Source organism: Algibacter pectinivorans, from assembly GCF_900112595.1.
Classification (GTDB): Bacteria; Bacteroidota; Bacteroidia; order Flavobacteriales; family Flavobacteriaceae; genus Algibacter_B; species Algibacter_B pectinivorans.
Genome location: NZ_FOMI01000001.1, coordinates 269926 through 283134, shown reverse-complemented (window position 1 = coordinate 283134; position 13209 = coordinate 269926). Strand labels below are relative to the sequence as shown.

The following is a 13209-nucleotide window of genomic DNA, read 5'->3' as shown; positions in this document are numbered from 1 at the left end:
TAAACAAGATTATTTGGTCTTTGATTAATTAATAAATCAAAAAAAAGTGTAATGAAATTAATGAAACAAGAAGTGTGGCGGGATAATCCAGATAGTGTTTTAGAATCGTTTTTAGATAATGATACAAGTATTTCTATTATAGATATTATAGGAAGAATAGTGTATGCCAATCATAAGTTTTCGAAGTTAATTGAAATTCCACCCAATAAAATAGTGGGCGAATTAAATACAATTTTAAAATCTGGAAGACATGCTAATCCAATTTATAAAGATATATGGTCGGAGATTAAAAATGGTAGAATATGGAAAGGAATACTTACAGATTATTCGAGTTCTGGTAAATTATATAGGTTAGATACCATGATAATACCCGGAAGAAACGAAGCGGGAAAAATAGATAAGTTTGTGGCTTTCCATTTTGACGATCAGGTAAATCATGATGCTAAATTAAAAGTTATAAGCAGTGAAATGCCTAATAAAACGTATTATAATTGTATTTCAAACTCGGTACTTTCAATAAATGCCTTTGCCGAAATTATAAATTCTAACCAAGGCTTTGGGAAATTGTGTGAGAAGGAAGTTTTGGGGTGTAATTTATATAGTTTTATAAACCCCATTTTTCATAATAAGGTTAAGCAAATTATTAGAAACGTTTTTGATAATGCTAAGCCAGGTCAATTTCAAACTTATGGTGTTAATTCAGAAGGTGAAGATGTTGTTTTTATCTCGCAAATTGGTCCTGTAATAAATGTTAGAGGTGTTGTGGTTTCTGCTACTATATCTACACAAGAGTTTAGTAAGCTTAGTAAATAACTCACTTCAAGTATAAATTAAAATACTATAGAGTATGAAACCAATAAGGAACATGGTGTTAGTTGATGATAGTCAGAGAGATTTGTTTATAACTAAGCATGTTGTAAAAAAGTTTGACAAAAATATTAGGGTTGTAGATTTTAGTAGCCCAATAACCGCGCTCGAATATTTAAAAATCTCATTGCATAAAAATAATCTTAATTATTTAACACGGCCCAATGTGTTGATTGTAGATTATGATATGCCACAATGTAATGGTTTTGAGTTTTTAGATAAATTAAGAGCGTTGGAGTTTTTAAATATTAAGGATTTAAAAATATATATGCTTACCTCTGCCCTTAATTTGATAGGTATAAATAGGGCAAAAGCAAACTTTTGTTTCTTAGATTATATAAGTAAACCACTAAGTCTAGAGGATCTCCATAGTATTTCTATGGACTATCAAATAGCACTAAAAACAGCTAATTAGTAATAGTGTTAGGTTGTTTTAAATGTTCTTGTAATGGAAATGTAGACAACCTGTATTATATTTTATAACTTCAAATATTCATTAGTTTTTTTAATAGCACGAGGCTTACAAAATATTGTAAGTCCCGTGTTATTTAATTTTTTAAGATTTTATGTTTTAAGATAGATTTATACAATATTTACTACTAAAGTTGCCATGTTTTTTATGTAAATTCACTTTTTAAAAAAAAAGACGAAAAAGTAGAGTAATATGTGCGAATTAGATAAAAAACGTTTTATGCAAGAGGCTGTTAACGCAGCTATTTCTGGAATGAATAATAACGAAGGTGGTCCTTTTGGTTGTATCGTAGTTAAAGACGGTAAAATAGTTGGTCGTGGTAATAATAAAGTAACATCAACAAACGACCCTACGGCACATGCCGAGGTTACTGCAATACGAGATGCTTGTAAAAACTTAAATTCATTTCAATTAGAAGGCTGTGAGATTTATACCTCATGCGAGCCATGTCCTATGTGTTTAGGCGCTATTTATTGGGCAAGACCAGATAAAGTATACTATGGTAGCAACCAAATAGATGCTGCAAATATAGGTTTTGATGATGCCTTTATTTATAAAGAAATCCCTTTGCCTTACGAAAAAAGAAGTATTCCTTTTAAACAACTAGGAAGAGATATTGCTATTGAAGCATTTAAGAAATGGGAAACTAAAATGGATAAAACAGAGTATTAAAAACAATAGGCTGCAAATCAATTTTTAAAGGCGTTAGTAATTAAAAAACATTCAATTTGTTTAGTAGAGAAACTTTAGTAAATCAATTAAAAGAAAATACAGATTGGGATGTAATTGTTATTGGTGGCGGAGCTACCGGTTTAGGTGTTGCTTTAGATAGTGCTTCGCGTGGTTTTAAAACTTTACTTCTAGAGCAAGTAGATTTTGCTAAAGGAACCTCTAGCCGAAGTACAAAATTAGTGCATGGTGGTGTGCGCTATTTAGCACAAGGAAATATCGATTTGGTAAAAGAAGCCCTGTACGAACGCGGATTAATGTTAAAAAATGCCCCGCATTTGGTAGGCGATCAATCATTTATTATTCCTAATTATAGTTGGTGGGATAGTTTCTTTTACACCATAGGCCTTAAAGTGTACGATTTTTTGTCTGGTAAATTAAGTTTTGGGAAATCATCTAGAATTTCAAAAGATGAAACAGAAGCACGTTTAATAACTCTAAAACAGAAGCAGTTAAAAGGCGGTGTCGTTTATCACGACGGACAGTTTGATGATTCTAGACTTGCCATAAATTTGGCGCAAACTTGTATTGAACATGGGGCAACGGTACTTAATCATTTTAAAGTAACCAATTTACTAAAAAATGATGCCGGTAAAATATGTGGTGTTCAGGCCTTAGATTCCGAAACTAAAACCACTTATACCTTAAATAGTCGAGCAGTAATAAATGCTACAGGTGTTTTTACAGACGATGTTTTAAAAATGGACAATGCCCAAACTAAAAATAAAATTCGTCCTAGCCAAGGTGTGCATGTGGTTCTCGATAAATCCTATTTACCCGGAAACGATGCCATCATGATTCCTAAAACTAAAGATGGCAGAGTGTTGTTTTTAGTACCATGGCACAATAGGGTTGTTGTAGGAACTACAGATACGCTTATGGAAAATCATAGTTTGGAGCCAAAAGCACTAAACGAAGAAGTTGAATTTATTCTAGAAACAGCAAATGCATATTTAACTAAACCTGTTGGCAAACAAGATGTGTTGAGCATATTTGCAGGCTTGCGCCCTTTGGCGGCACCAAAAGATAATTCAGAAAAAACTAAAGAAATTTCAAGAAGCCATAAAATTATTAAGTCTAAATCTGGCTTAATTACAATTACGGGAGGGAAATGGACAACCTATCGCCGTATGGCACAGGACACCATAAATAAAGTAATTAAACTAGGTAAATTACCAAACGCCAAGTGTATAACTAAAACCTTATTAATTCATGGGGCAGATGGTGCTTTAGATAAATCGGAACATTTGTATGTTTACGGAAGCGATAAAAAACATATTATCGCGCTTATTAAAAAATCTCCAGAATTAGGCGAGAAATTACACGAACGTTTAGAGTTTACAAAGGCCCAAGTAGTTTGGGCCATCCGAAATGAAATGGCAAGAACTCTAGACGATGTTTTAGCAAGACGTGTAAGAATATTGTTTTTAGATGCTAAAGCAGCCATTGAAGTTGCGCCACTTGTTGCATCAATTTTAGCTACCGAGTTAGGAAAAAACGAAACTTGGGAAAAAGAGCAAATAGCCAGTTTTATAAATATAGCCCGTTATTATATGCCATAAGTAGATTTTTAACAAATTCGTTAATATCCTAAACAACTAACGGTTTTCCAGTCGCTATTTTTAAGTATTCGTATTATCTATGGGCTATTTTAAAGATGTTAACACTTGTTATTAAAAAAATTTACTATTTATTTACCCCTAACGATTTAAAGATTATATATTTGCAATAACCGTGTGTTTTGGTAGCTATTTAGCTTTACAAGCGCCCTGTTTTTAAGCAATTAAATATTAATCATAATTAAAAAAATGAACAAAGACATTAATTTACAAGCAGCAGATAATATAAGAGCATTATGTGTAGCTATGGTAGAAAAGGCAAATTCAGGTCACCCGGGTGGCCCAATGGGAGGGGCAGATTTTATGCATATCCTTTATTCAGAATTTTTTAATTATGATCCATCAGATATGACATGGCCATTTAGAGATCGTTTCTTTATGGATGCAGGTCATTTATCTACGTTAATGTATGCACAGTACTATTTACTAGGAAATTATGCTAAAGACGATGTGGCAAACTTCCGTCAATGGGGTTCTATTACTCCAGGCCATCCAGAAGTAGATGTAGCAAGAGGTATTGAAAACACATCTGGTCCATTAGGGCAAGGTCATACTATGGGTGTGGGAGCTGCTATTGCTGCTAAATTTTTAGAAGCCCGTTTTGGAGATTGGATGAATCATAAAGTATATGGTTTTATTTCAGATGGAGGTATTCAAGAGGAAATATCTCAAGGTGCTGGTAGAATTGCAGGTCATTTAGGATTAAGCAATTTTATTATGTTTTTCGATTCTAACGACATTCAATTATCTACATCTACAGACGAGGTAACTAGTGAAGATACAGCTGCTAAATATGAAGCGTGGGGGTGGAAAGTAGTTACTATTGATGCTCATAATCACGACGAAATTAGAAAGGCATTAACCGATGCCAACAACGAAACCGAAAAACCAACCTTAATTATTGGAAAAACAATAATGGGTAAAGGTTGTGTGGCTGCCGATGGTAGTATGTTTGAAGGGCACTGTGAATTACACGGTCAGCCAATTGGTCATACCGGTGCAGATTACGAAAAAACCTTATTAAATTTAGGGGCTAGTGTTGACAGTCCTTTTGATATATACGAGAACGTAAGTGCGTTATACAAGAATATCATTGAAGAAAAAACAGCACAAGCAGCCAAAAAGAAAGCTGTTATAAATGCTTGGAGAAAAGATAATGATGCTTTAGCTAATAAATTAGATTTCTTCTTATCAGGGAAACTTCCAGAATTAGATTTCGAATCTATTGAGCATAAAGCTGGTTTAGCATCTAGAGCAGCCTCTTCAAATGTGTTAGCGTATTTAGCCGAAAACGTAGAAAACATGATTGTGTCTTCTGCCGATTTATCTAACAGTGATAAAACTGATGGATTCTTAAAAAAATCATCAGCATTACAAAAAGGTGATTTTAGCGGGTCGTTTTTACAAGCAGGTGTTGCCGAATTAACTATGGCTTGTATTGCAAATGGTATTGCATTACACGGTGGAATTATTCCTGTAGTAGCAACATTCTTTGTGTTTTCAGACTACATGAAACCTGCCATCCGTTTAAGTGGTATTCAAGAATTAGGTGTAAAATATGTTTGGACACACGATGCTTTTAGAGTAGGTGAAGATGGACCAACTCACCAACCAGTAGAGCAAGAAGCTCAAATACGTTTATTAGAAAAGCTTAAAAACCATAGTGGTAAAAACAGTTTCTTAGCGATGCGTCCGGCAGATTCAGCTGAAACTAGCGTAGCCTGGAAAATGGCTTTAGAAAACACAGACTCACCATCTGGTTTAATATTATCAAGACAAGGTATTAAAGATCTTCCTGCTAAAGGCGCATCAAGATATCAAGATGCTTTAGCAGCTCAAAAGGGTGGTTATTTGGTAAAAGAAGTTGAAAACCCGGATGTGGTTTTAGTGGCTAACGGATCAGAAGTTGCGACTTTATTTGAAGCGGCTCAAATTCTTGAGGAAAAAGAAAATTTAAAAGTGAGTATTGCTTCTATAATTTCAGAAGGTGTATTCAGAAATCAATCTAAAGCATACCAAACTAGCGTGATTCCTAATAACACACCGTTGTTTGGATTAACTGCGGGATTACCTGTTAATCTAGAAGGTCTTGTTGGTGATAACGGTAAAGTGTTTGGTTTAACGCACTTTGGTTATTCTGCACCAGCAACCGTTCTAGACGATAAGTTTGGGTTTACAGGCGAGAAAGTAAGCAAACAAGTATTAGACTATTTAAACGAAACAGTTTTAACAAAATAAACTAAATAATATGAAATTTTTTATAGATACAGCAAACCTAGATGACATTGCAGAAGCACAAGCATTAGGTGTGTTAGATGGTGTTACAACCAACCCATCTTTAATGGCCAAAGAAGGTATTACAGGTGCCGATAATATTATAGGACATTACAAAAAAATATGTGATATCGTTGAAGGTGATGTAAGTGCCGAAGTGATCTCAACAGATTTTGAAGGCATGGTTAAAGAAGGCGAAGCTCTAGCGGCTTTAAACCCTCAAATCGTAGTTAAATTACCTTTAATTGCTGATGGCATTAAAGCTTGTAAATACTTTTCTGATAAAGGTATTAAAACTAATGTAACTTTGGTGTTTTCTGCGGGTCAAGCACTTTTAGCAGCTAAAGCGGGAGCAACTTATGTGTCTCCTTTTATTGGTAGATTAGATGATATTTCTACAGATGGTTTAAACCTTATTGCAGAAATTAGACAAATTTATGATAACTACGGTTTCGAAACTCAAATCTTAGCAGCATCTGTGCGTCACACAATGCACGTTATTGATTGTGCTAAATTAGGAAGTGATGTAATGACGGGGCCACTATCTTCTATTAAAGGTTTATTAAAACACCCTTTAACAGATATTGGTTTAGCTAAATTTTTAGAAGACTATAAAAAAGGAAATAGCTAGAAATTACTAGTTTGTAAAATTAATATAAAGCTTCTCATGTTCTTAACGGAATGGAGAAGCTTTTTTTATTAAAACAAGCGTATCTTGTAATGTGGTAAAACAAAATTAAATAATTTGTATATGAAAAAATTAGATGTTTTACGTGTAGAACCACCAAACTGGTGGGTTGGTTTTAAAGAAACTTCGTTGCAGCTCTTAGTGCACTATCAAGATATTTCAGAACGAAAACTAGATGTCTTTTATCCAGGAGTTACTATTAAAAATATTCATTATGCAGATAGTCCTAACTATTTGTTTATAGATTTGCACATTTCAAAATCGACTAAAGCAGGTCACTTTAATCTTGTTTTTAAAAAAGAACATACACCAGATTTAGTTTTTAATTACACATTAAAATCAAGGATAACACATTCCAAAGACTATATTGGTTTCAATAGTACTGATGCCATTTATTTAATAACTCCTGATAGATTTTCTAACGGCAATCCTAGTATTGATATTAACGAAGCGCTTAATGAAAAAAATGTAGATCGCAATGATAATTACGCTAGACATGGTGGCGATATTAAAGGTATAATTAATCAATTAGATTATATTAATAATTTGGGGTTTACGGCAATTTGGCTTACGCCGTTACTAACAAATAATATGTACCATGGATCTTATCATGGGTACGCTATAACAGATTTTTATCAAATCGATCCTAGGTTTGGTACCCTTAATGACTACTTAATGTTGTCAATAGAAACTACAAAAAGAGGAATGAAACTTATTATGGATCAAGTAGCTAATCATTGTGGTTTAGAGCACTGGTGGTTAAAAGATTTTCCTTTTAAAAACTGGATAAATCATCAAGACAACTATGTCCGAAATAGAACCAATTGGAATGAAACTAAGAGTATAACTACAACACATAGACGAACTACAAACCAAGATGACTACGCCTCAAATTTCGATAAAAAAGGAATGAGCGAAGGTTGGTTTGTATCTGTAATGCCAGATTTAAATCATCGTAACCCATTTATGGCAAAGTATACTATACAAAATAGTATTTGGTGGATCGAAACAGCCAATTTAAGAGGTATTCGGCAAGATACATATTCCTATCCAGATAAAGGTTTTATGAGTTTATGGGCTGGTGCTATAATGAATGAGTACCCCAACTTTAGTATAGTTGGCGAAGAGTGGACTAATAACCCTTTGTTAATAGCATATTGGCAGCACGGAAACCCTAATAAGGATGGCTATCTTTCTAATTTAAAATCGCCAATGGATTTTGCTATGCAAGAAACTGTTGTAAACAGCTTAAATAATCAAGAAGGATACGATTCGGGATTAATAGAGCTGTATGAGGCCTTGGCTAACGATTTTGCTTATACAAAACCTAGTGATATTATGGTTTTTCCAGACAATCATGATATGAGTAGGATTTTTACTAGGCTTAACGGAGATATAGCTTTTACTAAAATGGCAGTTAGCTTTTTGGCTCTCATACCTCGAGTTTTACAAATATTTTATGGCACGGAAATTTTAATGCAAGATTTTGAAAACCCTGGAGACCATGGCTTAGTACGTTCAGATTTTCCAGGAGGTTGGAAGGGGGATCAAGTAAATGCTTTTACAGGGAAAGGATTAAATGAAAACCAAGTAAACATGCAAGGTTTTGTAAAGAAACTACTAAACTTTAGAAAACATAGTAAGGCCATACATTATGGAAAAACAGTCCATTTTGTTCCAGAAAATGGTGTTTACGTACTGTTTAGAATTTTAGATAATGAAACTGTTATTCATATTATGAATAAAAATCAGGGAGAAACTAAATTGTACTTGGCTAAGTTTAATGAAATAGGATTACAAGGAAGAGCAGTTAAAAATATTATTACAAGTTACACGTTTTTTTGGGGCGATAATATCACTTTACAAGAAAAAGGTTGTTTTATTTTTAGTACAAAATTGTAATTTAATAATAACTAAGAAAGTTAGGTAGAGCTAAAGTTAGCGACTAAACTCAATATTTGTAACTTTGCAAATTAAGTATATTAACAATATGGATATTAACGATAATATCGAATCACCTTTATACCTTCAAGTAAGTTTTAATAAATATTTGAAGCATTACGAAGCATTAGCTAAAAGTAACAATGAGTTGGTTGTAACTAAAGCAAACCAAATTTTAAAGGTGGCATCACGTTACCCAGAATTAAAAGAAGGTTTTAGTGACACTTCTATTTTAAAAACTAGAGCAAAAGAAATACAATTAATTCTACAAGATGCTTTTAGTCCATTATTAACAAACAATGAAATTAAAACGGCTTCAGTACCGTTTCATAATTTAATATTTAATTCTTCAGAGCGGTTTCAAAAAATTATAGAAACAGCTGGAAAAGATTTTACCCTTCAAATAAAAAATATACCAGAAAACGATACCTATATTTTGGCCTGTACTATAATTTTAAATTTTTGTTATGGCTATAACTTAAACTTTAAAAGACCTTTTTATTACGAAATACCAGATGCTCAAGGTATTTTACATTATTATAAAATACTTTATAATGCAGATTTTTGTGAAATTATTCCAAAGAAGCATACCAAACTTATTACCGAGGCAGATTATAAAGAACTATTAGACAATTTTGAAAATATAGACCTTTGGAAAGAAAAGTTTCCTGTAAATAGTTATAGTTTTAAAGGTTTTGTAGTATCTAATATTTTTGATGTTACAGACGATCAGTCTATATCCAATATAAAGTCCAATTTAATAGGTGACGAAAAGAGAAAGAATGAAAGTTTTATGGAGGGTTTTCATGAAATTTTTAGATCACTTTTAAGATTAAAGGATATAAAGGTTGGTTTTTCTACTTATAATAAAGAAGATCAAGTTTTTGAGCGCGTTTATGGTGCTGGAGTAAAAAGTTACTTATTAGGTGATAGAGATAACGAAAAATGTATAGATGCTCTATGTAGTAGATCTTACAATAGATTGTTACTTGAAAATAAGTTTTTCTCCATATCGAACGTTGATAAAATGTTCGAAAAAGAAAAAGGACATGTTCCTCATATTTTAAATTTACATGAACAAGGTATAAAGAGTGCTATTTTTGCACCCATAGCAAATAAAAATGGCCTATTAGGTATTATTGAAATAGTGTCTTTTAAACCAGAGGTTTTAAATAGTATAAATGCTAATAAGTTAGCAGATGTTATGCCTTTTATTATAACCGCCGTAGAGCGTACACAAAACGAAGAAGAAAATTTAATAGAAGCCATTATTCAAAAAGAATGTACTTCAATTCACTCTAGTGTGCATTGGCGATTTAAAAAAGAAGCAAAAAACTTTATAAATGCCGAATTAAAGGGAGAAGAAGCTAGTTTTAAAAAAATAGCATTTACTAATGTGTATCCGCTTTATGGTCAAATCGATATAAAAGGATCTTCGGAAGCTAGAAATACTGCTACTAGTCTAGATTTATCGCTTCAGTTAAATGCGGTTAAAAATATTTTTGTAAGAATTTACAAAACGCAACTATTACCCATTTACCAGCAATTTATTTTTCAGATAGATGAGTATTTAAAGGGTTTAGAAACACATTTTCAGGTAGATAGCGAACAACAAATCTCCGAGTTTTTTAAACAAGATATAGAGCCCTTGTTAAAACATATTTACACTAATGATGACTTTAAGGACGAGATAGATGCGTACTTTAATAGCATTGACGACAAGGTAAACGTGTTGTATAAACATAGAAAAGATTACGATAAAACCATTTCTAAAATTAATAAAGAAATGGCCTCGTTATTAGATAAAAAACAAGTAGAAGCACAACTTATGTATCCGCACTATTTTGAGCGTTTTAAAACGGATGGTGTAGAGCATAACATGTATATAGGCGAGTCTATTACTAAAGAGGATTCATTCAATCATATATACCTTTACAATTTGCGTTTATGGCAATTACAGGTTATGTGCGAAATGGAAAATGCCTACTACCAAATGCAATCTAAATTTCCTGTAGCTTTAGATGTAGCATCAATGATTTTGGTATTTAATCAACCATTATCTATAAGTTTTAGAATGGATGAAAAACAGTTTGATGTAGATGGTACCTATAATGCACGATACGAAATTGTAAAAAAGCGCGTTGATAAGGCGTATATAAAAGGAACCACAGAGCGTGTTACTCAAAAGGGAAAAATAAGCATTGTGTATTCTCAAAAACAAGATGAAATAGAATATTTAAGATATATAAAATTCCTCCAGTCTAAGCATTATTTAGATACGGATATTGAAATAGTAGAACTTGAAGATTTGCAAGCTGTAACAGGCTTAAAAGCCATTCGAGTTAGTGTGCTTTATCATAAAAATGAAGCCGATAAATCATTTTATTCCTATGATGATTTAATGAAAGAAATTAAAGCTTAGTTTTTAAAACTAAGCTTTCCTAATTTAAACAGAAGTTTTAAAGTAAAACAAGCTTTACAAAACAACTCCCGAGTACTTAAATGCTATAGCAAATGCAAGGACACTTACTATAATTCCAATCATAAAAACGGTATAAGTAAGTCTAAGTATTTTGTATTTTTTATCTAAAACTAAGCCTAAAAAATATAAATCTTTTTTCATTGAAGAGTAGAGGTAATCGCGATCTTCCATCATTTCTCCCATGGCCCATTCAAAATCTTGTAAAGACATTTTATGAAAGTTCCCAAAAAATAAAAGGTTTACTTTTTTATTAGCGACATCCTCTTTTGTGAATTGGCCTCGCGTTACGTTTGGGCGTGTTGCTAAAATGGATAAAACCATAGAGATAACAGTAAAAAATACAAAGATTACTGTGGGGATAATTAGGTAATGGTTGGAAATGTTATCCAGTTTAGAAACTAGATTCGACAATACCATCGATATAATAATGGCATTTACAGACAGTAAAATATTAGCCTTAGTATCGGCAATGTTACTTAAAGTAATATGGTTTTTTAGTGTTACTCTAAACATGGTTTCAATACCACGTTCTGGCAATTCAATTTTATTTTTTTTAAACTTTAATTCCTTTTTTTTCTGTGTTAGTTTCTTTTCCTCGTTTACTAATTTTTTTCTTGTATTTATTAGTTTTGCTAGGTTTTTCCCTTTTCGCTTATCCCAAATGCTTGCCGCTTCGGGCGAGTGAAAACGGTGTTTGGTAGATAGAAAATCAATGTTTTCATCTAGCCATTTAATATCGTCAAAGGTCTTGTTGAATAATAATTCCCATTCTTTTCTAAGTAATTCAGAAATATCCATGTAGCTTTTGCTTCCAACGTGAGAGCAATCGGCATCTCTTAATATGCCTTCTAAAACATTATTGGGCGCCACAGTCATTTTAGTAGCCAATATTAAATCGCAAATAACTGTTATGTCTTTTTCTGGGCATTTTTCGCCTTCTAAAAACGCTCTAGCAATTTTAATGCTCTCGTCTTCATGGTTGGTAACGCCTTTTATGTAACCCGTATCATGTAACCAAGCAGCAATTAAGAGCAGGTTTGTATTATCCTCATCAACATTGCAAAGTTCGGCTAGTGTTTTAACATCCTCAACAACGCGTTGTGTATGTGTAATATTATGGTAAGTAAAAGAAGTAGCTAACTTTTCGTTTAAAAGGTTAATTACAAATTTTTCAGTTGCTGTTATTAGCATATTGGAGGATATAAATGTTTATCAAGTAAAAATACTAAACTTTAAGGGAAAGTACAGTAACGTTTTATTTGGTCGTATTATTTTTAAATAGTTTTCAAAAACTATAAATTTTACGGTTATCCAATTACTTTAAATTATCTTTACCTATAAAAAACATATTATTTGCAAAAAAGAAAGATTGTATTATGTTAACTTGGAAAAAAATCATCAATTTCTCTATAAAAGGAAACCCCATACCCGATAAACGTGTAGAAAAAACAGTGGCCGAATGGAAGGCACAACTAACACCAGAACAATTTAGAATTACTAGATTAAAAGGTACGGAGCGTCCGCATAGTGGTGCCCTTTGTAGCATTCATGAAGCAGGTAAATACAACTGCGTGTGTTGCAATACACCATTATTCGATTCTACAATTAAATTTGAGTCTGGTACAGGATGGCCAAGTTTTACACAGCCCATTACAGAAAACGCCATTAAGTACGAGCGCGATACGGCATTTGGGATGGTGCGCGTAGAGGTTATGTGTAATACCTGCGATGCCCATTTAGGACACGTGTTTCCAGATGGTCCAGAACCTAGCGGTTTGCGCTATTGTATAAACTCAGAATCGATGCAATTAGAAAAGGTATTGTAGCCAACAATTTAAGCTTGATATTGCTTTAATGCGCTTTTTACGGCTTAGCCTAATTAGTTATTATGCCAGAGATTAAACTATATGGCGCTAATAGATGCCATAAAACGCAATATTACAAAAGGTATTTAAAGGGCTTAAATGTAAACTATTCGTTTTTGGATGTGGAGTTAAATAACGCTTTCGCGGAAGAATTACTAGCCCTGTATACAAACAGAAAGCTTAATTTTCCAACATTAGGTATTGGACAAAAAAGGTTAAAAAAAACATCTGATACTGAATTAAAAAAGGGGATAAATAAGTTGTAAATCATA

At 32.7% G+C, this 13209-nt stretch carries 11 protein-coding genes; 10 read left to right on the top strand and 1 reads right to left on the bottom strand.

From position 1 onward, the window contains the following. The first annotated feature begins 51 nt into the window (after nt 1-51). From BMY96_RS01285 to BMY96_RS01250, 8 genes are all read left to right on the top strand, one after another. On the top strand, nt 52-813 hold the full coding sequence (locus BMY96_RS01285) for a PAS domain-containing protein (protein WP_092848064.1): 762 nt from the start codon (nt 52-54) through the stop codon (nt 811-813). A 34-nt stretch (nt 814-847) separates the two neighbouring features. Next, nucleotides 848-1282 carry a response regulator gene (locus tag BMY96_RS01280; protein ID WP_092848062.1) on the top strand — a complete coding sequence of 145 codons (435 nt, stop codon included), beginning with the start codon at nt 848-850 and terminating at the stop codon, nt 1280-1282. A 249-nt stretch (nt 1283-1531) separates the two neighbouring features. Further along, a complete protein-coding gene (locus tag BMY96_RS01275) occupies nt 1532-2011 on the top strand; it encodes a nucleoside deaminase (RefSeq protein ID WP_092848059.1) in 480 nt (159 codons plus the stop codon). A gap of 56 nt (nt 2012-2067) precedes the next feature. Beyond that, a complete protein-coding gene (locus BMY96_RS01270) occupies nt 2068-3630 on the top strand; it encodes a glycerol-3-phosphate dehydrogenase/oxidase (RefSeq protein ID WP_092848057.1) in 1563 nt (520 codons plus the stop codon). A gap of 246 nt (nt 3631-3876) precedes the next feature. Then, nucleotides 3877-5925 (top strand): transketolase family protein, encoded by a 2049-nt coding sequence (locus BMY96_RS01265; RefSeq protein ID WP_092848054.1) that lies wholly within the window; start codon nt 3877-3879, stop codon nt 5923-5925. 10 nt (nt 5926-5935) lie between these two features. After that, nucleotides 5936-6592: a fructose-6-phosphate aldolase gene (fsa, locus tag BMY96_RS01260; RefSeq protein ID WP_092848052.1), complete on the top strand. Its 657-nt coding sequence runs from the start codon at nt 5936-5938 to the stop codon at nt 6590-6592. Nucleotides 6593-6712: 120 nt separating this feature from the next. Beyond that, entirely contained in the window at nt 6713-8551 is a 1839-nt protein-coding gene (locus BMY96_RS01255) for a glycoside hydrolase family 13 protein (RefSeq protein ID WP_092848050.1), read from the top strand. Between the two features lie 88 nt (nt 8552-8639). Then, on the top strand, nt 8640-11012 hold the full coding sequence (locus BMY96_RS01250) for a GAF domain-containing protein (protein ID WP_092848047.1): 2373 nt from the start codon (nt 8640-8642) through the stop codon (nt 11010-11012). Nucleotides 11013-11066: 54 nt separating this feature from the next. Here the strand turns inward: BMY96_RS01250 and BMY96_RS01245 are convergent, their stop codons facing one another. Further along, entirely contained in the window at nt 11067-12263 is a 1197-nt protein-coding gene (locus BMY96_RS01245; protein ID WP_092848045.1) for a Pycsar system effector family protein, read from the bottom strand. Nucleotides 12264-12448: 185 nt separating this feature from the next. Here BMY96_RS01245 and msrB point away from each other — a divergent pair, with 185 nt between their 5' ends. Continuing rightward, nucleotides 12449-12898 carry a peptide-methionine (R)-S-oxide reductase MsrB gene (gene msrB / locus BMY96_RS01240; protein ID WP_092848042.1) on the top strand — a complete coding sequence of 150 codons (450 nt, stop codon included), beginning with the start codon at nt 12449-12451 and terminating at the stop codon, nt 12896-12898. Between the two features lie 62 nt (nt 12899-12960). Next, nucleotides 12961-13203 (top strand): glutaredoxin family protein, encoded by a 243-nt coding sequence (locus BMY96_RS01235; protein WP_092848039.1) that lies wholly within the window; start codon nt 12961-12963, stop codon nt 13201-13203. Nucleotides 13204-13209 lie beyond the last annotated feature (6 nt).